12 protein-coding genes are annotated in these 23257 nt (G+C 69.7%); all 12 read right to left on the reverse strand.

Annotated elements, in window-relative coordinates; all coding sequences use genetic code 11:
- Positions 1–96: 96 nt before the first annotated feature.
- The gene (locus ACIP64_RS33640) at positions 97–1743 is read right to left on the reverse strand and encodes a glycosyltransferase family 39 protein (protein ID WP_401594364.1); all 1647 of its coding nucleotides are present in this window, start codon (positions 1741–1743) and stop codon (positions 97–99) included.
- A 45-nt stretch (positions 1744–1788) separates the two neighbouring features.
- On the reverse strand, positions 1789–3324 hold the full coding sequence (locus tag ACIP64_RS33645) for an amino acid permease (protein ID WP_401594367.1): 1536 nt from the start codon (positions 3322–3324) through the stop codon (positions 1789–1791).
- Positions 3325–3460: 136 nt separating this feature from the next.
- On the reverse strand, positions 3461–5410 hold the full coding sequence (gene dxs, locus ACIP64_RS33650) for a 1-deoxy-D-xylulose-5-phosphate synthase (protein ID WP_401594370.1): 1950 nt from the start codon (positions 5408–5410) through the stop codon (positions 3461–3463).
- Positions 5411–5545: 135 nt separating this feature from the next.
- The gene (locus ACIP64_RS33655) at positions 5546–6850 is read right to left on the reverse strand and encodes a sugar ABC transporter permease (protein ID WP_401594372.1); all 1305 of its coding nucleotides are present in this window, start codon (positions 6848–6850) and stop codon (positions 5546–5548) included.
- Entirely contained in the window at positions 6847–7635 is a 789-nt protein-coding gene (locus ACIP64_RS33660; RefSeq protein WP_360905623.1) for an ATP-binding cassette domain-containing protein, read from the reverse strand. The genes ACIP64_RS33655 and ACIP64_RS33660 overlap by 4 nt, the downstream gene beginning before the upstream one ends.
- A gap of 185 nt (positions 7636–7820) precedes the next feature.
- Positions 7821–8927 carry a sugar ABC transporter substrate-binding protein gene (locus ACIP64_RS33665; protein WP_401594376.1) on the reverse strand — a complete coding sequence of 369 codons (1107 nt, stop codon included), beginning with the start codon at positions 8925–8927 and terminating at the stop codon, positions 7821–7823.
- 144 nt (positions 8928–9071) lie between these two features.
- Entirely contained in the window at positions 9072–10268 is a 1197-nt protein-coding gene (locus ACIP64_RS33670; protein WP_360905625.1) for an ROK family transcriptional regulator, read from the reverse strand.
- Positions 10269–10481: 213 nt separating this feature from the next.
- A complete protein-coding gene (locus ACIP64_RS33675; protein WP_401594379.1) occupies positions 10482–11414 on the reverse strand; it encodes a carbohydrate ABC transporter permease in 933 nt (310 codons plus the stop codon).
- Positions 11415–11428: 14 nt separating this feature from the next.
- Complete coding sequence (locus ACIP64_RS33680) at positions 11429–12361, reverse strand: sugar ABC transporter permease (protein WP_360905627.1); 933 nt, start codon at positions 12359–12361, stop codon at positions 11429–11431.
- 100 nt (positions 12362–12461) lie between these two features.
- Entirely contained in the window at positions 12462–13850 is a 1389-nt protein-coding gene (ngcE, locus tag ACIP64_RS33685; protein WP_360905853.1) for an N-acetylglucosamine/diacetylchitobiose ABC transporter substrate-binding protein, read from the reverse strand.
- Between the two features lie 266 nt (positions 13851–14116).
- The gene (gene acnA, locus ACIP64_RS33690) at positions 14117–16831 is read right to left on the reverse strand and encodes an aconitate hydratase AcnA (protein ID WP_401594382.1); all 2715 of its coding nucleotides are present in this window, start codon (positions 16829–16831) and stop codon (positions 14117–14119) included.
- Between the two features lie 421 nt (positions 16832–17252).
- Complete coding sequence (locus ACIP64_RS33695; RefSeq protein ID WP_401594384.1) at positions 17253–22868, reverse strand: GH92 family glycosyl hydrolase; 5616 nt, start codon at positions 22866–22868, stop codon at positions 17253–17255.
- Positions 22869–23257: the final 389 nt, after the last annotated feature.

Genomic DNA, 23257 nt, shown 5'->3' on the forward strand with positions numbered 1-23257 from the left:
TCCGGTGCGGTGCAGTCCTAGACAGCTCCACCACACCGGAGGTCTTCGCCGTGATCAAGACCCCGCAGATGTCAACAACGCTCGTGATCAATACATCTAGCCGCGGCCGCGGCGCGCGTACAGCACCGCCCCGTCCACGGTCCCGACCCGGGTGTAGCCGCCCTGCGCGAGGAGGTCGCGGAACTCGGGGACGGCGGCGGCGCCGTACGGAGCGCCGCGGGAGTCGTCGACGACCAGGGCGGGCGGCGCCCCGGCGAATTCCTCGCGCAGCACGTCCCAGGCGCCCGGGACGGCATAGCGGGCGCCGACCCGGGCACCGCCGCGGCCGCCGCTGAAGTTGGTGAGGAAGCCGGCGGTGAGGTAGCGGCAGGCGGGGGCGCGGTCGGCGAGCCAGTACTGCTCCGGGTGCATGCCCCACAGCAGGACGGTGTCCCGCGGGCCGCTGCGGTCGCGGACCGCCGCGGCGACCGCCTGGGCGTGGTCCAGTTCGGCGCGCGGCGCGGCGAGTCCCCAGGCGGTGAAGACGGCCGCCGCCAGCAGCGTCCAGGCGGCGGCGAGGCGGCGGGCCGGCCCCCGCGAGGGCAGCGCGCGCACCGCCGCGATGCCGATCAGCACCAGCGGGGGCAGCAGTTGCAGGTAGTAGTGGCCGTAGAACTGGAAGCCCGCGACGACCGCGCAGACCGAGCCCACGAGCCACACCCACAGGTCCGCGTCGGCGAAGCGCCGCCGGCGCAGCGCCCACCACAGCGCGGGCACCAGCAGACCGGCACCGGCGGCCAGCAGGATCGCGGCGTTGCCGAGCCCGCGGCCCGCGCCGAGGAGCCAGGCGCCCTGCGGCGACATGTAGGTGCTGGAGCCGGTGAGCGTCCAGAAGACGAAATGCCGCGTCCCGGTCGCCGCGGCGACCACCGCGACGGGCAGCGCGCAGCCCGCCAGCAGGCGCCCCCAGGCGCCGGCCGTCCCGGCGGCGTACCTGCCGAGGGCTCCGCCGCCGGCAGCTCCGCGCCCCGGGCGCGGCAGGGCGCCGGGGCCGGCCGCCGCGCGCAGCAGCATGCCGTCCGCGCGGCCCGCGGCCCAGGACGGGGTCAGTGTGCGCAGCCGGAGCCCCGAGGACGAAGACGAAGACGGGGCCGCACGCCCGGCCTGCCAGAGCGACCAGGCGACGGGCAGCAGCACCGCCGCCCCCGTCTGCTTGGTGAGCGCCGCCCCGGCCACGGCCAGCCCAGCGAGTCCCCACCGCCGCCGGTCGGCCAGCAGTACGGCGGCGGCGGTCCAGGGCAGTGCGAAGACCTCGAAGCTGGCCGCCTGGGTGTCCTCGGGGGCGAGGCCGACGGAGAGCAGCACATAGGCGGCGCCGGCCGCCGCGCCCCACCGGTCGCCCCAGCGGCGGCGGGCGAGGGCGGCGAGCAGCGCGGCCGTCACCACATGGGCGGCGACGGCGGCGCAGCGCAGGGGCCGGAGCGAGTCGTCGCCGAAGACCGCGAAGGCCCCCTGGTAGAGCCACGGCAGCAAGGGGGGCTTGCGGTCGACCACGGTGTCGTACAGGACGCCGCCCGCCGCCAGCATCCGGGCCTGGGTGGCGAGGAAGCCCTCGTCAGGGTTCCAGACCGGGCGCAGGAAGGACGGCAGGTGCACCAGCGCGGCCAGGAGCGTCAGCAGCGGGAGGAGCGGCAGCCAGAACCGGTCGCCCGGGAAGGCCCGTGCCGGCGCGGCGGGTCGGGCGTTGCGGGAACGGCTGGGCACGCGCCCCAAGCTACCCCACGCGTGCGGCCGCCCCCCGGGCCCGCCTCAGGCTGCCTCGCGGCGGTCCTGCCGCGGCGCCGCCAGCCGGCTGTGCCGGTGCCCGTAGGCGAAGTACACGACGAAGCCGGCCGCCATCCAGATCGCGAACCGCAGCCAGGTCTCGGCGGGCAGGTTCAGCATCAGCCAGAAGGTGGCCAGCACCGACACGGCCGGCAGCCACGGCACGAGCGGGGTGCGGAAGGCGCGGGGCAGTTCGGGGCGGGTGCGGCGCAGCACGACCACGCCGATGGCGACGACGATGAACGCGAAGAGCGTGCCGATGTTCACCAGCTCGGCCAGTTCGGAGATGCTCGTGCAGCCGGCGACGACCGCGACGACGACGCCGAGCAGCAGGATCGAGCGGTACGGCGTGCCCGCCTTGGGGTGCACGCGGGAGAAGAAGCGCGGCAGCAGCCCGTCGCGGCTCATCGCAAAGAACACCCGGCTCTGGCCGAGCAGCAGGATCATGCACACGGTCGTCAGGCCGACCGCGGCGCCGAAGCTGATGAGCCCGGCCCAGAAGGGGTGGCCGACCGCCTTGAACGCGTCGGCGAGCGGGGCGTCCACGGACAGTTCGGTGTACCTCTGCATGCCGGTGACGACCACGGACACCGCGACGTACAGGATCGTGCAGATCAGCAGCGACCCGAGGATGCCGCGGGGCACGTCCCGCTGGGGGTTGCGGGTCTCCTCGGCGGCGGTCGCGACGATGTCGAAGCCGATGTACGCGAAGAAGACGACGGCGGCCGCGGTGAAGATGCCCATCACGCCGAACTGCGCGGGCTGGTAGCCGGTCATCAACTGGATGAGGGGCGCCCCGAGACCGGCCTCCGGGCCGGTCACCTCCTTGGCGGGCGGGATGAACGGCTTGTAGTTGCCCGCGTTGATGAAGAACGCGCCCACGACGATCACGACGAGCACCACGGCGACCTTCACGGCCACGATCACGGAGGTGACACGGGCCGAGAGCTTCATGCCGGCCACCAGGATGCCGGTCAGCACGAGGACCAGCAGGAAGGCCAGCAGGTCGAAGTGGAACGCGGTGTCCGTGCTGCCCGACAGGGCGGTCGGCAGCTGCCAGCCCCAGTTCTCCATCAGGGAGCGGATGTAGCCGGACCAGCCGACCGACACCACCGCGCATCCCAGCGCGAGTTCCAGTACGAGGTCCCACCCGATGATCCAGGCGGGGAGTTCGCCGAGGGTGGCGAAGGAGAAGGTGTACGCGGAGCCGGCGACCGGCAGGGTGGAGGCGAACTCCGCGTAGCACAGGGCCGCGAGGGCGCACACGATGCCGGAGACGACGAAGGCGAGCGCCACCGACGGGCCCGCGTTGTCCTTGGCCACCTTGCCGGTGAGCACGAAGATGCCGGTGCCGATGACGACACCCACGCCGAAGACCGTCAGGTCGAGCGCGGACAGCGACTTCTTGAGCGCGTGCTCCGGTTCCTCGGTGTCCTTGAGGGACTGTTCGACCGATTTCGTGCGGAAGAAACTGTTCTGCCGCTTTCCGGTTGTCCTGCCGCCGTCATCGCCCAGATCCACCGGCGCACCTCCACGGTTGTTCCTGCATCACAGCACCTGGAGGTGCTTGTGACCGGAACAGGCGCGCCTACACCTGCGCAGACGGGCCGGGCGATCACCCGTAAGGATGGCCGCCCGGCCCGTCGCCGGTGGTGCCTCAGTCGCCGGCCGGCTGCGGGGTGGGCTCGTCGGCGTAACGGCCCTGCAGCCGGGAGACCAGTCCGGTCACCTGACGGGCGATGTCCGGGGCGGTCAGGCCGATCTCGGCCATGACCTCCTTGCGGGCGGCGTGGTCCAGGAACTGCTGCGGGATGCCGAAGTCCCGCAGCGGAACGTCCACGTTGGCGTCGCGCAGCGCCTGGGAGACCGCGGAGCCGACGCCGCCGGCGCGGCCGTTGTCCTCGACGGTCACCACCACGCGGTGGCGGGCGGCGAGGCCCGGCAGCTCCGCGTCGACCGGCTTGACCCAGCGGGGGTCGACGACGGTGGTGGTGATGCCCTGGGCGTCGAGCAGGTCGGCGATCTCCAGGCACATCGGGGCGAGGGCGCCGACGGAGACCAGCAGCACGTCGTGCGCCGGGGCGTCCGTCTCCCCCGCCGGCTCGTCGGTCCTGGGCGTCGCCTCGCGCAGCACGTCCATGCCGCCGACACGGCCCACGGCCTTGACGGCCGGGCCGACCGCGCCCTTGGAGTAGCGCACCACGGTCGGGGCGTCGTCGACCTCGACGGCCTCGCGCAGCTGGGCGCGGACCTGGTCGGCGTCGCGCGGGGCGGCGATCCGCAGGCCGGGCACGACCTGGAGGATCGACAGGTCCCACATGCCGTTGTGCGAAGCGCCGTCGGTGCCGGTGATGCCCGCGCGGTCCAGGACGAAGGTGACCCCGCACTTGTGCAGCGCGACGTCCATGAGCACCTGGTCGAAGGCCCGGTTGAGGAACGTCGCGTAGACCGCGACGACCGGGTGCAGGCCGCCGGTGGCCAGACCGGCGGCCGAGACCGCCGCGTGCTGCTCGGCGATGCCGACGTCGTACACGCGGTCGGGGAAGGCCTTGGCGAACTTGTCCAGGCCCACCGGCTGGAGCATCGCGGCCGTGATGGCGACGATGTCCTTGCGCTCCTTGCCGAGCTTGACCATCTCCTCGCCGAACACCGAGGTCCAGTCGGCGCCCGAGGCGGCGATCGGCAGACCGGTGTCGGGGTGGATCTTGCCGACGGCGTGGAAGCGGTCGGCCTCGTCCTCCAGGGCCGGGGTGTAGCCGCGGCCCTTCTCCGTGAGGCAGTGCACGATGACCGGTCCGCCGAAGCGCTTGGCCCGCTGAAGCGCGGACTCCAGGGCGGCGATGTCGTGGCCGTCGATGGGGCCGACGTACTTCAGGCCCAGGTCCTCGAACATGCCCTGCGGGGCGATGAAGTCCTTGAAGCCCTTCTTGGCGCCGTGCAGCGTCTCGTAGAGGGGCTGGCCGATGACCGGGGTGCGCTCGAGCAGTTCCTTGGTGCGGGTGAGGAAGCGCTCGTAGCCGTCGGTGGTGCGCAGCGTGGCGAGGTGGTTGGCGAGGCCGCCGATGGTCGGCGCGTAGGAGCGCTCGTTGTCGTTGACGACGATGACCAGCGGGCGGTCCTTGGCGGCGGCGATGTTGTTCAGCGCCTCCCAGGCCATGCCACCGGTGAGGGCGCCGTCACCGATCACGGCGACGGTGTGGTCGCGCTTGCCGAGGAGCTCGTTCGCCTTGGCGATGCCGTCGGCCCAGCCGAGCACCGTGGAGGCGTGGCTGTTCTCGATGACGTCGTGCTCGGACTCGGCGCGCGACGGGTAGCCGGACAGGCCGCCCTTGCCCTTGAGCCTGGTGAAGTCCTGACGGCCCGTGAGCAGCTTGTGGACGTAGCTCTGGTGACCGGTGTCCCAGAGCACCTTGTCCTTGGGCGAGTCGAAGACGCGGTGCAGGGCGATGGTCAGTTCGACCACACCCAGGTTCGGGCCCAGGTGCCCACCGGTCTTGGAGACCTCGTCGACCAGGAAGTCACGGATCTCGCCTGCCAGCTCCACCAGCTGCTCTGGAGCGAGCCGGTCGAGGTCGCGCGGTCCCTTGATACGGGTCAGCAGCGCCACCCGTGCCTCCTTGCTGTCGCTTGCCGGGTTTCCCGAGTGTATGTGGTCGTGTTCCGGGCCCGCACACACCTGTGCCCGGCGCTGGGATGATCTTCCCTGCGCCGGGCACGTCACGCCACTGGTACGCGGTGCGGACTAGCCGCGGCCGGCCGCCTTCTGGCTCCGGCGGGACACCGAGTCGATGACCACGGCGGCGAGGAGGACCGCCGCGGTGATCATGTACTGCAGTGCGGTGTTCATGTTGAGCAGGTCCAGACCGGTCTGGATGGACTGGATGACCAGCATGCCGAGCAGGGCGGACCAGACGTTGCCGCGGCCGCCGAAGAGGCTGGTGCCACCGATGACCGCGGCCGCGATGGCCAGCATCAGGACGTTGCCGCCACCGGCGCCCAGCGTCGCGGTGAAGGTCTGCGCGGCGAAGAACAGACCGCCGAGCGCCGCGAAACCGCCGGCGATGGCGAACACCGAGATGCGGACCAGCGCGACGTTGATACCGGCACGGCGGGCCGCCTCGATACCGCCACCGACCGCGAAGACCTTGCGGCCGTAGGAGGTGCGGCGCAGCACGAAGTCGGTGATGACCAGGGCCGCCAGGAAGACCACCAGGGCGTTCGGCACGCCGCTCGCCTGGTTCAGCACGTAGGCGGCGACGAAGGAGACCACCGCGAGGGCGCCGACGCGGAGCACGATCTCACTGGTGGGCCGGAACGGGACCTCGGCCGCGCGGCGGCGGCGCTGGTCGATCAGCGAGCCCGCGAGCATGGCCACGGTGCCGAGGCCGGCGAGCAGGTAGGCACCCGCGACGTCCTGGTCCAGGAAGAACGAGCGCTGGCCCAGGATGTGCAGCGGGCCGTTGTCCGGGATGGAGAGGCTGCCGCTGTCGCCGAGCAGCTGGAGCATCAGGCCGTTCCAGCCGAGGAAGCCGGCGAGGGTGACGACGAAGGCGGGGACGCCGATCTTCGCGAAGAACCAGCCGTGCAGCGAACCGATGAGGACGCCGGTCACGACGGTCAGGACCAGGGCGAGCCAGGGGTCCATCCCGTGCTTGGTCACGAAGATGGCGAAGACCGCCGAGGCCAGACCGCTGACGGAGCCCACCGACAGGTCGATCTCGCCGAGCAGCAGCACGAAGACCAGGCCGATGGCCAGCATGCCGGTCGCGGCCAGGAAGAAGCCGATGTTGGCCAGGTTGCCCGCGGTGAGGAACTGGCTGGACTGGGTCTGGAAGATGGTCCAGATGATGATCAGGCCGATGATGACCGGGAGCGAGCCCAGTTCACCGCCGCGCACCTTGCGCTTGAACTCCGTGAGGTAGCCCTTGAAGCCTTCCTCACGGACCAGAAGTCGCGGGTCGACGACGGGCACGGCCGCCGAGGACGGGTCCTCGACCGACGCAACCGTCTCGTTCTCCGGCTTGACGGTCTTCGACGTGTCGCTCACTTCGCAACCTCCGTGCGCCGCGCCTGACGGCGGGTCACGGCGTTGTCCGTGGCACCCGTGATGGCGGAGATGATTTCTTCCTGGGACGTGCTCTTGACGTCGAAGACGCCGTTGTTGCGGCCGAGACGCAGCACGGCGACGCGGTCGGCGACGGCCTTGACGTCGACCATGTTGTGGCTGATGAGGATGACGGCGAGGCCGCGCTGGCGCAGCCGCTCGACCAGGTCGAGGACCTGGGCCGTCTGCTCCACGCCGAGGGCCGCGGTGGGCTCGTCGAGGATCACCAGCTTGGGGTCACCGATCAGCGCGCGGGCGATGGCGACGACCTGCCGCTGACCACCCGACAGGGCCGCGATCGGGATGCGGACGCTCGGAATGCGGATCGACAGGGTGCTGAGCAGCTCCCGCGACCGCTTCTCCATCGTGACCTCGTCGATCACACCGGCGCGCTTGAGCTCCCGGCCGAGGTAGAGGTTGGCGACGACGTCCAGGTTGTCGCAGAGCGCGAGGTCCTGGTAGACCGTCGCGATGCCCAGACCCTGGGCGTCGTGCGGCCGGTTGATGCTGACCGCGTTGCCCTCCCACTCGATGACGCCCTCATCGATGGGGTGCACACCGGCGATCGTCTTCACCAGGGTGGACTTACCTGCGCCGTTGTCGCCGACGAGCGCGACGACCTCTCCGGCGTGAACCTCCAGGTCGACATCGGTGAGTGCCTGGACCGCACCGAATCGCTTGGAGGCTCCGCGCAACGCCAGCACGGGCGTAGCGGACACGTGAACCATCTCCTTCGCCGCCTGACCGGCGGGGATGCCGCGCTTGGACAGGCGCGGAGTTTTGTGCGAGTTGCACTGCCTTACATGATGACAACAGAGCGTCTGTCCGGTGCCCGCCCCGTCAGCGGGGTCTGTGGACGGGGCGGGCACCGGACAGGTCTGTGCGGCGGCCTCCGGAGGGAGGGCCGGCCGTGCTACTGGATGCCGGCGGCCGTGCAGGCCTTGGCGAACTCGGCGGTGCAGATCTCGGCGGCGCTGTAGAGGCCGTCCTTGATGACCGTGTCCTTCACGTTCGCCTTGGTCACGGAGACCGAAGGCACGAGCTGCGAGGGGACCTTGTCGCCGGAGCCGCTGGTCAGCGTGGTCGTGGCGAGCGAGGTGATGTCCTTGCCCTCGAGCAGGTTGACCGCGAGCTGGGCGGCGGCGTCGGCCTCCGGCTTGAACGGCTTGTAGACCGTGCTGGACTGCGTGCCCGCGATGATGCGCTGGATGCCCGCGAGCTCGGCGTCCTGACCGGTCAGCGGGATGCCGCTGATGCCGGCGCCCTTGAGGGCGGTGGCGATGCCGCCGGCCATGCCGTCGTTCGCGGCGTAGACGCCGGCGATCTTCTTGGCACCGAGCTGCGTGATGGCCGCCGTCACCTTCTGGTTGGCGACGGTGTCCTTCCACAGACCGCTCTGCTCGTAGGCAATCTTGACCTTGCCGTCGAGGATCTTGTGGGCGCCCTGCTTGAACAGCGCGGCGTTCGGGTCGGCGTCGTCACCGTTGATCATGACAACGTTCGCCGACGGCGTGGCCTTGGAGCCGAGCGCGTCGAGCAGCGCCTGGCCCTGCTGCTCGCCGACCTTCTCGTTGTCGAACGAGACGTAGGCGGAGACCGGACCCTGGGCGAGGCGGTCGTAGGCGACGACCTTGATGCCCTTGTCGACAGCGGCCTGCACGGAGGACTTGATGGCCGCGGCGTCCTGCGAGCTGATCACGATGACCTTGACGCCCTTGGTGATCATGGTGCTCACCTGCTGCGCCTGCTTGGCGGCGTCGCCCGCGGCGTTCGCGTACTGGACGTCGCAGTCGGCGCAGAGTTCCTTGACCTTCGCCTCGAAGAGCGGGTGGTCGAACTTGTCGTACCGCGCCGTGACGCTGTCGGGGAGCAGCAGACCGATGGTCTTGGAGCCGCCGGCGCTGCTGCTGCCGCTCGCGTCGTCCTTCTTGTCGTCGCCGGCCTTGCCGCACGCGGCCACGGAAAGGGCCATCGAAACAGCCGCGGTGCCGATCACGACGCGCCGCATCATTGCGTTCATGTGGGGTTGCCTCCCTGACTGGGCCGCAACACTGCGGCCGAGGTGGACGTGAGTCAACTCGGCAACAGACTTGACGTCAAGAAGTTAATACTTAACGAGATGGCAACGGTGCGTTTCGTTATGTAGATGAACGCAGCGTGATCCCTAGGACACGCCCGCAACCAGGGGTACAGAAGCGTCCAAAAGGGACGAATCTCCGACCTCGCTGAGGGCCAGCGCCAGCGCCCCGAGCACCTCCGCGCGGCCCCCAAGGGCCCCTGAGACCACGGAAAGACGGCGGGCGGCACTGGGGATCGCGTACCGGGCCACGGACTCCCGTATGGGCCCCAGGACCAGCTCACCGGCCTCGGCGAGGTCACCGCCCAGCACGACCCGGCTCGGGTTGAGGAGGTTGGCCAGACTCGCCACCCCCATGCCCACGTGCCGGCCCACGTCGCCGATGACGCGGCGGCACCCCGGGTCGCCCTCGCGGGCCAGTTGCACCATCCGCGCCGGCGTGAGGTCCGGTCCGTGACTGCCGCGCAGCAACTCCAGAACATAGCGGGCCGCGGTGAAGGTCTCCAAGCAACCCCGGTTGCCGCAGCGGCAGACCGGGCCCGACTCGTCCAGCGTGATGTGACCTATCTCGCCCGCGGTGCCCCCCGGGCCCCGGTAGATCCGGCCGTCCATCACCAGGCCGGCGCCGACGCCGCTGGCCACCTTGATGTACGCGAGGTCCTTGACGCCGCGGCCGCTGCCCCAGACCAGTTCGCCCAGCGCGCCGAGGTTGGCGTCGTTGTCGACCTGCACCGGCATGCCCAGCCGCTCGGCGAGCTCCTGCCGGGGGTTGAGGCCGCCCCAGCCCGGCAGTATCGCGGTGGAGCCCAGGGTGCCGGTCTCCACGTCGATCGGGCCCGGGACGCCGAGGCCGACCCCGATCACCTTGTCCGCCCCGACGCCGGTCGACTCGATCAGCCGGGTCACCAGCTGTTCCGCCCGGTCGAAGCCCTCGGAGGCCTCGGTGTCCACGTCGAAGGGCTCGGACTGCTCGGCGAGCACCTGGTGGGCGAGGTTGCCGACGGCGACGCGCAGGTGCGAGTGGCCGAAGTCGACGCCGACGACGATGCCTGCGTCGCCGGACAGGGTGACCGCGCGGGCCCGCCGGCCGCCCGAGGAGGTCGGCGTGACCTGGACCGTCCCGCTGTCCCTCAGTTCACGAACGATGTTGGAGACCGTTGCCGCGGACAGCCCCGTCGACCGGGCGATCTCCGCCTGCGTCAGCGAGCCCGCCAGGCGCACGGCCCGGACCACCCGCTCCAGGTTGGCCCGGTGCAGCGACGACTGCGATCCCGGAGTCTCCACGACCATCCCACTCCCGACGACCGGACGGGACCGCACCGATGAGACCCCGTCGTCTACAACATGTGAACTCTAACTTGAGCCTTTGGGCCTACTTCCCGTCAAGGGGGAGAACAACACAGCTGGCGGTATGCCCGAAAACTCCGGAAGCGGCCCCGTCATGTGACGGAACCGCTTCCGGTTCGGACGGGTCGGCAGCGCAGCGTGCCGGTCCGGTTACTTCAGGGTGCCGGCGGTCAGGCCGGCCTGGACCTGGCGCTGGAAGCTGAGGTAGACCACCAGCACGGGCAGCATGGCGACCGTCATACCGGCGAAGAGCGCCGGGTAGTCGCCGGAGTAGCCCTGCTGCTGGGCCAGGTTCACCAGGCCCTGGGCGAGCATCGAGCGGTCCGGGTCGCTGCTGCTCTGCTGCTGCATGAGGGTCATCGGCAGGATGTACTGGTTCCACTGGCCGAGGACGTTGAAGATCCCGACGCTGATCAGACCCGGCTTCGCCATGGGCAGCATGACCTGGAAGAACGCCCGGGTGTGCGAGCAGCCGTCGATCATCGCCGCCTCGTGCACCGCCGTCGGCAGCGTCCGGAAGAACGAGTGCATGAAGAAGACCGTGAACGGCAGCGAGTACGCGATGTAGACCAGGATCAGGCCCTGGTAGGTGTTGAGCATGCCCAGGTTGTTGACCATGAAGAACAACGGCACCAGGGCGAGGTACACCGGGAACATCGCGCCCCCGACGAACAGGTAGTAGACGGCCCGGTTGCCCGGGAACTCGTAGCGCGCCAGCACGTACGCCGTCATCGCGCCGAGCAGCATCGTCAGCGGCACCGAGAAGACCAGCACGATCACGGTGTTGACGAAGAACTCGCCGATGCCCTTCTCCCAGGCCCGGGAGAAGGCGTCGAAGGACCAGTGCGCGGGCCAGGACCAGGCGCTCGCGCCGATCTCCGAATTGTTCTTGAACGAACCGAGGACGATCCAGCCCAGCGGCAGCAGGATCATCACGCCCCACAGCACGAGGAAGCCGTGCGAGAAGACGTTGAGCGTCGTGCCGCCCTCGGCGGAGCGCGTCCGGTCCGGGTCCCTGCGGCCGGTCGCCGGCAGCGGGTTCATCAGGGGCACCGGCGTGGGCTGCTTGATGGGAGTGGCCATGGGATGGGCCCCGCTCAGAATTCGACGCGCTCGCGGCGGGTGGCCCGCAGCGCGATAGCGGAAAGGATCAGGGTGAGGAAGAGGATGACGACGCCCATGGCGCAGGCGTAGCCGCTCTTTCCGAAGGTGAGGAAGTTCCTCATCAGATAGGTCGCCATGACCTCACCGTGGTAGTCCGGGCCGCCGCCGAAATTCGAGCCCGGGGTGAGGGTGGAGGCCAGCGCGAAGAAGTCCATCGCGGCGATCGCGAGATAGACCCAGGCGGTCTGCACGCTGTCCCACAGCAGTGGGAGCGTCACCTTGAAGAACGTCTGCAGACGGCCCGCGCCGTCCAGCAGGGCGGCCTCGTAGATGTCCTTGGGAATGGACTGCATGGCCGCCGAGAAAAGCACCAGGTAGAAGCCCACGCCGGCCCAGATCTGCACGCCCAGCAGGCACCAGATCACCAGGTCGGGGCTGTTCAGCCACTCGATCGGATTCTGTGCGCTCTCCAGGTGCAGCTTGATCAGCACGCCGTTCAGCAGGCCGGATCCGTCACTGCGGTAGATCGCCTGGAAGAGCACGATGAGAATGGCGACCGACAGCACCTGGGGGAAGAAGAACACCACCTTGTAGAAGGCGGAGCCGCGGATTCCCTGGACGCCGGTCGTGCCACCGCGGCCGCCGACATTGAGCATGAAGGCGAAGAACAGCGCCAGCAGGATCGTGATCACCGGCAGGAACACGAGCAGCAGCGCGTTGTGCTGCAGCGCCTGCAGGAACACGTGGTCGGTGAAAAGCGTCGTGTAGTTCTTCAGACCGACGAAGTTCATCGTCTGCGACTGACCCGACCAGTCCGTCAGCGAATAGCCGAAGGTCTGGAGGTACGGCCAGATCACGAAGACGATGTACAGGACGAGCGGAAAGAAGAGAAACCCCACGATGAAGGGGTACTTGCGGTATCGCATGGCACTGCTCCTGCCATCGGACAGACCGTCGCACCGGGGTCCCGGCCCCCCTCGTCCATGAGGGGGGCCGGACTCCCGGTGCGCAAGGGCTGGTGGACGATTAGCCCTTCTTGGCCTTCTCGGCCGCGGCCTTGACCCGCTTGAGCCAGTCGGCCGGCTTGATGCGCTTGGCCATCAGCTCGGCGCTGGCGTTCTGCACGTCCGTGTCGAAGGCGCTCTGCGTGTTGGGGTAGTTGTAGTTGAAGACGTTGGTGCCGGCCGCGCTGAGCGCCGTCACGGTGGACTTGGTGCCCGGGCGGAGCTCGACGTCGGAGCCGACGCCGTCCTTGAGGACGGTGAGCGAGTTCGCGGTCTGGGCGAACTTGCTGGAGCCCTCCTTGGTGAGCATCAGCCGCAGGAACTCCAGGCCGCCGGCCTGGTTCCTGGCCTTCTTCGGGACGATGAAGGGCTCACCGGCGCCGGCGCGGATCGACTCAAAGGGCAGCTTGTCGCCGTCGAGGGAGGGGATCGGCATGAAGGTCATCTCGAAGTCCGAGGGGGTGGCCTTCAGTTGCTCGTTCTCCAGCCACGAACCGCAGGGGATGAAGGCGGCCTTGCCCTCGTTCCAGGCGGTCTGGGACTCGATGTGGGTCATGCCGTTGGTGCCCGGCAGCAGGAAGCCCTTGTCCGGGATCTGGTAGACGGCCTCGACGGCCGCCTTGGCGGCGGGCTCGTCCCAGACGGTCGGGTCGAGGCTGTCGATCCGCTTCACCAGGTCGGGACCGCCCTGCTTGGCGATCAGGTCCATGACCACGATGTTGATGTAGTACGGGTACTTGCCCTGGTGGCAGAAGGGGGCGATGCCGGCCTTCTTGATCTCCGCGGACAGCGACATGAAGTCGGCCCAGGTCTTCGGCGCGGTCCAGCCCTTGTCCTTGAAGAGCTTGCCGGAGTACCACAGGCCCCACACGGTGTAGATGTAGGAGAGCTGGTACATCTTGCCGTCGTCAAAGGTGCCGGTCTCGATGGTGCCCGGCTGGAGGACGTCGCGGACCTTCTTGGTCGGGTCGTCGATGTACGGGGCGTCGAGGAGCGGGGTGAGGTCGGTGAGCTGACCGCTCTTGTAGAGGACGTCCAGCTTGATCTGCGCGGCGCCGGAGTCGTCCACGACGTCCGGCGGGGTGCCGGCGTTGAAGCGGGGCTGGAGCTTGCCGGTGATCTCCTGGGTGCCCAGGTGGCTGACCTTCGCCCCGGAGAACTTCTTCTGGTAGAGCTTCTCGAACTGCTTGGCGTAGTCGTCGCCGTAGCCGCCCTTGAAGATCACGACATCGAGTGCGGCGTCGTTGGCCACGCCGAACGGATTGTCCTTGGACTTCTCCCCCTTCTCGGGGGCGTTGCTGCCGCCACCGCTGGACGCGCACGCGCTCAGCAGTCCCGCGGACGGGGCGGCCAGCAGGCTCACGGCCGCTGCCCGCTTGATCAGATCGCGCCGGTTGACGTCGGATCCCATGCTCAAGTCCTCACCTTCTCCAGGACCCAGGCAGTGCGGAGTTTTTTTCCAAGCACGGGCCACACGCCCGCCGTTCCCCCCGCGCGAGCCCGTGTTGGCGGGCCCCCTGGACGCGCACAGGTATAGTCCACTTCCCGCGAAGTGGGCAAGGTCATACGCGCGTTTGGCGGACAGCTTTCCCTAGTTGAGACCTCGCGGTAACGCGAGCGGGCCCGCATCCCGTGCCGGGATGCGGGCCCACCGTGGCCTTGCGTGCGTCTTGATCCTTACTTACGGATCAGCGAACGCAGGACGTACTGCATGATGCCGCCGTTGCGGTAGTAGTCCGCCTCGCCGGGGGTGTCGATCCGCACCACGGCGTCGAACTCCACGCCGGTGTCGGTGCTGACCTTGACGGTGCGCGGGGTGGTGCCCTCGTTGAGCTCGGTGACGCCGGTGAAGGAGAAGGTCTCCTCACCGGTGAGGCCCAGCGACTCCGCCGAGGCGCCCTCGGGGAACTGCAGCGGCAGAACGCCCATGCCGATGAGGTTCGAGCGGTGGATGCGCTCGTAGGACTCGGCGATGACGGCCTTGACGCCGAGCAGCGCGGTGCCCTTGGCCGCCCAGTCGCGCGAGGAGCCGGAACCGTACTCCTTGCCCGCCAGGATGACCAGCGGGGTGCCGGCGGCCTGGTAGTTCTGCGAGGCGTCGTAGATGAACGCGACCGGCCCGCCGTCCTGGGTGAAGTCGCGGGTGTAGCCGCCCTCGGTGCCCGGCGCGATCTGGTTGCGCAGGCGGATGTTGGCGAAGGTGCCGCGGATCATGACCTCGTGGTTGCCGCGGCGGGAGCCGTAGGAGTTGAAGTCGCGGCGCTCCACACCGTGCCCGGTGAGGTACTGGCCGGCCGGGGTGTCGGCCTTGATGGCGCCGGCCGGGGAGATGTGGTCGGTGGTGACCGAGTCGCCCAGCTTGGCCAGCACGCGGGCACCGGTGATGTCGGTGACCGGGTCCGGCTCGTGCTTCATGCCCTCGAAGTAGGGGGGCTTGCGGACGTAGGTCGACTGCGGGTCCCACTCGAAGGTGTTGCCGGTCGGGATCGGCAGCGACTGCCACTGGGCGTCGCCGGCGAACACGTCCTGGTAGGAGGTGGCGAACATGTCCTGGCCGATCGCGGAGGCGACGACCTCGTTGACCTCCTGCTCGGACGGCCAGATGTCCTGGAGGTAGACCGGCTTGCCCTCGGTGTCGGTGCCGATGGCGTCCTTGGTGATGTCCACCTTCATGGAGCCGGCGATGGCGTACGCGACGACCAGCGGCGGGGACGCCAGGTAGTTCATCTTGACGTCCGGGTTGATCCGGCCCTCGAAGTTGCGGTTGCCGGAGAGCACCGAAGTGACCGCCAGGTCGTGCTCGTTGACGGCCTTGGAGACCTCGTCCGGCAGCGGGCCGGAGTTGCCGATGCAGGTGGTGCAGCCGTAGCCGACGAGGTTGAAGCCCATCTTGTCGAGGTACGGGGTGAGGCCGGCGCGGTCGTAGTAGTCCATGACGACCTTGGAGCCCGGGGCGAGCGTGGTCTTGACCCACGGCTTGCGGCTCAGGCCCTTCTCGACCGCCTTCTTGGCCACCAGCGCGGCGGCGACCATGACGTACGGGTTCGAGGTGTTGGTGCACGAGGTGATCGCGGCGACGGTGACGGCGCCGTGGTCGATCTCGTACGTGGACCCGTCGGGGGCGGTGACCACGGTCGGGCGGGACGGGACCCCGTTGGTCGCGGCCGGGGCGTCGGAGGCCGGGAAGGACTCCTTGCCCGCCTCGTCGGCGTCGTCCACGTAGTTGCGGACGTCGCTCTTGAACTGCTCGGCGGCGTTCGCGAGGACGATGCGGTCCTGCGGGCGCTTCGGGCCGGCGATGGAGGGTACGACCGTGGAGAGGTCGAGCTCCAGCTTCTCGGAGAAGTCGGGCTCGGCGGCCGGGTCCAGCCACAGACCCTGCTCCTTGGCGTACGCCTCGACGAGAGCGAGCTGCTGCTCCGAACGACCCGTCAGCTTCAGGTAGTTAATGGTTTCTGCATCGATCGGGAAGATCGCCGCGGTGGAGCCGAACTCCGGCGACATGTTGCCGATCGTGGCACGGTTGGCGAGCGAGGTGGCGGCGACGCCCTCGCCGTAGAACTCGACGAACTTGCCGACGACACCGTGCTTGCGCAGCATCTCGGTGATGGTCAGCACCAGGTCGGTGGCGGTGGTGCCGGTCGGCAGCTCGCCGGTCAGCTTGAAGCCCACGACGCGCGGGATCAGCATGGAGACCGGCTGGCCGAGCATCGCGGCCTCGGCCTCGATGCCGCCGACGCCCCAGCCCAGCACGCCGAGGCCGTTGACCATGGTGGTGTGCGAGTCGGTGCCGACCAGGGTGTCGGGGTAGGCCTGGCCGCCCCGGACCATGATCGTGCGGGCCAGGTGCTCGATGTTCACCTGGTGGACGATGCCGGTGCCCGGCGGGACGACCTTGAACTCGTCGAACGCGGTCTGGCCCCAGCGCAGGAACTGGTAGCGCTCCTTGTTCCGGCCGTACTCCAGCTCCACGTTCTGCGCGAACGAGTCCGGGGTGCCGAACTTGTCGGCGATCACGGAGTGGTCGATGACCAGCTCGGCGGGCGCCAGGGGGTTGATGCGGGACGGGTCGCCGCCCAGTTCCTTCACGGCCTCGCGCATGGTGGCGAGGTCGACCACGCACGGCACGCCCGTGAAGTCCTGCATGATCACACGGGCCGGCGTGAACTGGATCTCCTGGCTCGGCTGCGCCTGGGAGTCCCAGCCGCCGAGCGCGCGGATGTGGGCGGCGGTGATGTTCGCGCCGTCCTCGGTGCGGAGCAGGTTCTCCAGCAGCACCTTCAGGCTGTAAGGGAGGCGCGCGGAGCCCTCGACCTTGTCCAGCCGGAAGATCTCGTACGACTCGTCGCCCACCTGCAGGGTGCTGCGGGCGTCGAAGCTGTTCGCCGACACGACAGTCTCCTTCGTAACTTTGCGCGTACCACCGCATGCTGCCGCTTCGACTCATGGCCGATCCGCTAAGGTAAGACTTAGTTAGGGTTGCCTTACCCGTGGCGGCAGCGGTGCGCCTCGGCAGATATCTCGATGTCGAGATAACTCTAGTACATCACCGCCGCACGGTCATGCGCTGGGCCGCCCCCGCCACCGTCGCGGACGGGCCGCCATGCCGCCCGCCCGGTCGCCGAGGCCCCTGGAGGGACGGCAGCCCGCCGCGGACGGCGCCACGGGCCCGCCCCGGACTCCCGGGCCCGGGAGAGGCCCGCAGCCCCCTGGGACGCCCGTCAGGCCGCGCCGCGGGGGCGTTGCGCAAAAGCGCCGGTGGGCGGGGCCGTGGTCACGGCCCCGCCCACCGGCGGTCTCACTGCTGTTCGGCTCAGCTCGGGTCGGTGACCTCGAAGCGCAGCCGGACATGGGTCGCCGACTCGTCGCCGGCGAGCGTGACGCCGGTCGTCCCCGGCTTGGCCGTCCCCGGAACGCTGATGGTCACGCCGGAGATCACGCCGTCACCGTTCGCGTGCACGGTGAGGGAGGACAGGCCGTCACCGAAGCCGATGGCGACGGCTTCGTTGGGTGCGAACCCGGAGGCGTTGACGGTGATCGCCGTGGCCCTCGGTCCCGAGTTCGTCGACAGCAGCACCTCGGGCCGGTACTCCGGCGCCACCGCCTCGTCCGTCACCTTGACGGTGGCGGTCGCCGGCGTCCGGGAGGACGTGCCGGCGGCGGTGAGGGAGTACCGACCGGGCTCGGCGTCGTCGGACGACTCGATCGACGCGTGCACCGCACCCGTCCCCGAGGCCGCGACCGTCACCGTGCGCGCCGGGCTGGTGCCCAGCTTGACGGTCACGCGCTCACCGGCGGCGAACCCGCTGCCGTTGACGGTGATCGGGTCACCGGCCAGGACCCCGGACGACGCGGAGATCGACGGCTGGAGATCCGCCGTCCCCACGGTCACGGTGAAGGTCCTCGTGGCACTCGACCGCGAGTCCCACGCCGTCACGTGCACCGTGTAGGTGCCCGCCTGCACATAGGTGTGCTCCCCGCTGATCGCGCCGGAGGCGTCGACCACGGCGTCGGCGGGAACCGTGCCGTCACCCCACTGGACGCGGGCCTGGTAGCCCGTCGCACCCGGGACACCGCCGGTCACCGAACCGAGGTCCGCCGTGAAGGCGTCGCCCGCGGTGGCCGTCCGGTCCTTGGGGGCCGTGGTCACCAGCGCGGCGTCGGGCGTGCCGTCGTGCGCGATGGCGAACACGTGGATCCGGCCCGCGGAACCGGCGTCGCCGGTCTGCTTCGGCAGGGTCACCGAGACCAGCGTCTTGCCCGCGGGGATCTGGTACGGCGTGGTGGCGAACAGGAACGGCTGGGCACCGTCCCGGCTCGTGCCGAGCAGCCGGTACGCGGCCTTGGCGACCACGATGTTGCCGAAGGCCGGCGTGCCGCCCGGGTTGCCGCCCAGCGTCCAGTCGCTCAGCTGGACAGGGACGGCCGCGGTGCTGCCGTCGCTGAACGTCGCCGTGGCGGTGGTGTTCTGGTTGGCCTGCGTGCCGACGCCGATGAAGGAGATGCTCTTCGCGTCGTCCGGCAGACCCAGCGCGATGGTGCTGCCGTTGCCGGTCGCGTTGTCCGGCCGGCCCGCCGGGATCGCGGGCAGGGTGAAGCTCAGCCCGGTGCCCGGGACGCCGTGCTCCTGGCCCTGGGTCACGCCGGCCGCCTGGAGGGCGGAGCGCGAGTACGCCCACGACTTGCTGTCGCAGTTGGCGGCGAGGACGCCCTCGTCGCCGATGCACTGGCTGTCGAAGGCCGCGGTGAGACCGGAGCTCGGCGCGTAGTCCACGTCCGCCCCGACCGTCGCGACGCCCTGGACGCTGCCGTCGGTCACCGTGACGCCGGCCTGGTAGTAACCGGGCTTGGCGTAGGTGTGCGTGCCGGTGACGCCGTACACGCCGCGCGAGCTCAGGGTCACGGTGCCCGTGGTGGCCGGCGTGCCGTCACCCCAGTCGACCGTGGCCTGGTACCCGCTCGCGGTGCCCCCGGTGACGGTGGCCAGCGACGCCGAGGCCGACAGGCCCGAGGTCGCGTGCACGCCGCCGGTCGCGGCGGTCACCGTGAGGTCGCCGCCGCCGAGCTGGACGTCGCCGCCCGCGAGCAGCTCGACCTCGGCGAGGTTGGTCTGCGCGGCGCCGGCCGTCTCCTTCACGACCAGGCGGAACCGCGTGAACTTGCCCGGGTTGCCGATCTTGAACGCCCGGGTCTGGTTGCGCGAGGGGAACACCTCGCGGTGGCGGGAGTCGAGAGTGGTCCAGGTGATCCCGTCGTTGGAGGCCTGGAACTTCCAGTCCGACGGGTCGCCCTGGCTCGCCCCCGAGGTGAGCGTGTAGTACGACGGCGTCTGCCCGCTGCCGCGGAAGACCCAGTCGATCTGGGGCTCGTCGCCGGCGAAGGTCATCTGCGTGGTCGACGAGTCGTCGAACAGCTTCGACGCGTCCTGGCCGTCACTGGTGGTGGCGGTGCCGAGGCCCGGACCGGTGGTGTCCTGGAACGGCTTGGGCACGTCCGTGCCCTGCGTCAGCGACGGCGGGGCGTCGTTCTTGCCGGTGCCCCAGGACGACGGGCTCGCACCCATCTGGAAGTCGATCGTGCCGCCGTTGGCGAGCACGGAGGAGTCGATGGACACCCCGCGCTGCGACTTCCCGTTGACCTTCACGCTCTGCACGTAGACGTTCTTCGTGCTGTTGCCCGGCGCGTTGACAACGATGTCCCCGCTCTCGCGGTGGACCGTCATCCCGGTGAACTGCGGCGAGCCGATGGCCCAGTTGGAGGAGCCGGCCTGGAGCGGGTAGATGCCCAGCGAGCTGAGCACGTACCACGACGACATCTCGCCGTTGTCCTCGTCGCCCGGGTAGCCCTGGCCGATCTCGTCACCGACGTACAGGCGCTGCAGGATCTCGCGGACGATCGCCTGCGTCTTGGACGGCGCGCCGGTGTAGTCGTACATGTACGGAATGTGGTGCGACGGCTGGTTGCTCATGCCGAGCTGGCCCAGGCGGACCGCCTGCGCCTCGAGCATCTCGTGGATCGTGCCGCCGTAGCCGCCCGGGTGGTCGGCGTTCTCCGGGGTGGCAAAGAACTGGTCGAGCTTCTGCTCCAGTTGCTTCTGGCCGCCGTACAGGTTCGCCAGTCCCTGGCCGTCCTGCTGCGCGGTGAACGCGAAGTTCCAGCCGTTGGTCTCGGTGTAGGCGTTGCCCCAGTCCAGCGGGTTGGCGGTGAGGAAGTTGCCCTTGGCGTCGCGGCCCTCGAAGAACTTGCTGTCCTTGTCGAAGAGGTTCACGTAGTTGCGGGCGCGCTCCAGGAAGTAGTCGGACTCCTCCTTGATGCGCTTGCGGTCGTCCTTGGGCACCGAGGTGTCCTTGGCCAGGGCCGCACCCATGTTGCCGATGCCGTAGTCGTTGATGAAGCCTTCCAGCGCCCACGACACCGACTCGCCGGTGGAGGTCGGCGTGTACCCGAGGAACAGGCCGTTCTCGATGCCCTTGCGGCCGACCGCGCTGCGTCCCGACGCGACGGTGGCGTCCTTGACGGCGGCGTTGTAGGCGGCCAGCGGGTCGGGCACCTTGACGCCGTTGAGGTAGGCCTCGGCCAGCGCGACGTTCGAGCTGGTGCCGGTCATCAGGTCGGCGTAGCCGGGCGACGACCAGCGGGCTATCCATCCGCCGTCGCGGTACTGCTGGACGAAGCCGTCGGCGATCCTGGCCGCGACGTCCGGGTAGAGCAGCGAGTACGCCGGCCACACGGTGCGGTAGGTGTCCCAGAAGCCGTTGTTGACGTAGATCTGGCCGTCGACGACCTTGGCGCCGGTCTGCGTGGCGGTGGAGGTGCCGGTCGGCGCCGACACCGGGCTCGCGTACTGCCAGCGCGGCGCGGCGGCCGTGCCGGTGTTCTCCGACTGCGAGTTCGGGTACAGGTTCAGCCGGTAGAGGTTCGAGTACAGCGTGACCATCTGCGTCTCGGTCGCGCCCTTGACGTCGATCCGGCCGAGGCGGTCGTTCCACGCCGCGGTGGCGGCGTCGCGGATCTCGTCGAAGCTCTTGCCGGTGACCTCGAAGCCGAGGTTCTTGCCCGCCTGGTCGACCGAGATGAACGAGGTCGCGATGCGCAGCGTCACCTGCCGGCTCGCAGAGGTGTCGAAGGTCGCGGACGTCGCGGAGGTCGCCGTCGGCGCCCGGTCGAAGGCACCGGACACGAACATCCGGCTGCGGCCCGCCGACAGCCCGCTGCCGTTGTCCACCCAGCCGGTGAAGGTGCCGTCCGTGCCGATGGTGAACGTGCCGTTGTAGAAGACGAGGCTTCCGGTGTTCCCGCCGGACGGGAAGGTGAACTGCATGATGCCACCGTGGTCGGTGGGCGACATCTGCGCGGTCAGCCCGCTCTGCGTGGTGACCCGGTACAGGTCCGGCCGCGCGGTCTCGTCGGTGTGGCTGAAGGCGAGCGCACGGGAGCTGGGCGCCCCGGTGAGCGAACCGCCGGCCGCCACCGGCATGACCGACATCTGGTTGCGGTCACCCATCCACGGGCTGGGCTCGTGCGAGATCGCCAGTCCCTGCAACGTCGGCAGGTTCGCCGCGTTGTTGCCCTGCTGGTAGTCGTACTCCCAGGAGTTGGACGTGGCGTTGGTGACCGGCGTGAAGAAGTTGAAGCCGTTCGGCACCGCCGAGATCGGCAGGTTGTTGCCGCGCGAGAACGAGCCCGACGCGTTGCTGCCGCGGCGGGTGTCGACGTAGTTAGTCCGGCTCGAGCCGTCGATCGCCGCGGGCGTGCCCGTCACGGCGACGTCGTCGAGCCAGCCCTGGAAGCGGGTCGCGGCGGTCGCCTTGGGGTCGTCGTAGGCGAGCAGGACCCGGTCGATCGTCTTGCCGTTGGCGACCGCGCCGATGTCGGACTGCACCGCGTTCCACTGGTCGGCGTAGAGCACCTTCGAGTCGCCCTGACCGGCGGCCGTGAGCGCGTAGCCGTGCTGGTCCACGGGGGAGAGCCCGCTCAGGTACGTGCCGTCGGTGAAGTGCAGGTCGACGGCGGCGTAGGTGGACGGGTACTGGGTGTCCTTGGCCGTGAACTCGGGGAAGATCTTGTACGACAGCCGGGTCTGCGGCCCGACCGGGATGTTGACGTCGAACAGCTTGTCCGTCGCGTAGGAGCGGCCGTCGACCCGGGCGCCGCCCGAGTAGCGCAGCGAGGCCACACCGGTGAATCCGGCGCCCGACTTCATGTTGAAGCCGCTGACCGGGCCGGAGCCGGCGACGCCGACCATGGGGGTGGCCGGGGGCAGGGCGTCCGAGCCGTCGCTGATGTTCCAGTCGGCGAGCTGGGTGATCGAGTCACCGGAGCTCGCCGTCACGTTCAGCCGGTAGTACGTGTAGGCCGTCGTGTTGGTGAAGCTGTACGTGTTGGTGGCGAACCGGCCGCTGAAGGTCACACCGGTCCGGGTGTCCAGGTCGGTCCACGAGTTGCCGTTGTCCGACCCCTGCACGGTGAAGTTCTTGGGGTCGCGGCCGGGCGCGTCGTTCGCGGAGGTCAACGAGTACTTGACCACCGCCGCGGGCTTGGCGAGCCGGTAGGCCACCCAGCCGGTCTTGTCGAACGCCAGCCACTTGGTCGACGGATTGGCGTCCTTGAGGTTCGAGGCGACCTCGCCCGGCGCGTTCTCGGCGCTGGCGGTCACCGCGCTGACCTGGTCCAGCAGGCTGCCGGGCAGTCCGGTGGAGCTTGCGCCGCTCAGGTTCCCCTGGACCGGCTTGCCGCTGCTGTCGACCTCGACGGTGCTCGCGGCGGGCTGCGGGTCGGCCGACTCGAACGAGGAGCTGAAGCTGCCGGGAGGAGCCGCTGCGCTCGCGACGGGCGCGACGGCGAACACTCCCACGGGCAGCGACAGTGCCGCGGCCGCGCTGATCCATCTTCGCAGGGACAAATGGCGTGCGGAGGAGGAGGGTGACACGGGGAGACCTTTCGTCATTGGAGGCCGTGAGCATCACGTCGGGACGAGGGACCTGGCCGGCGTGGCGGAGCGGCCGCGGGGGGGGGCGCGAGTGCGCCTGACGGGCACTCGGCGGGCCTGCCGCGGGCAGGGGTCCTCAGTGAGCGGGGGTGCCGGGCGGGTTGCCGTCGGGGGGCGGCAACCGCAGTGCGGAATCGGGCGAGTCTGGGCGTATGCCGTGAACCATGCGGAAGCTCCATACGGGGATGGTGGACTCGTGGAAGGGCACACCCGGCGGTAGATCGCGGTTAGCCTGTTCCTTAACAGACAACGTTGTCAAGGGTGATGGCGTAACCTGGTCGAAAGAGCGCGTTCTCATTCCCCGTTCACCCGGCGCGACCGGGCGGACG

Source organism: Streptomyces sp. NPDC088733 (assembly GCF_044751185.1).
In the GTDB taxonomy this organism is placed as follows: Bacteria; Actinomycetota; Actinomycetes; order Streptomycetales; family Streptomycetaceae; genus Actinacidiphila.

Coding starts and splice junctions, on each gene's coding strand:
- ACIP64_RS33660 (WP_360905623.1), bottom strand. CDS start 7,635: ATGGTTCACGTGTCCGCTACGCCCGTGCTGGCGTTGCGCGGAGCCTCC.
- ACIP64_RS33665 (WP_401594376.1), bottom strand. CDS start 8,927: ATGAACGCAATGATGCGGCGCGTCGTGATCGGCACCGCGGCTGTTTCG.
- ACIP64_RS33675 (WP_401594379.1), bottom strand. CDS start 11,414: ATGGCCACTCCCATCAAGCAGCCCACGCCGGTGCCCCTGATGAACCCG.
- ACIP64_RS33680 (WP_360905627.1), bottom strand. CDS start 12,361: ATGCGATACCGCAAGTACCCCTTCATCGTGGGGTTTCTCTTCTTTCCG.
- ngcE (WP_360905853.1), bottom strand. CDS start 13,850: ATGGGATCCGACGTCAACCGGCGCGATCTGATCAAGCGGGCAGCGGCC.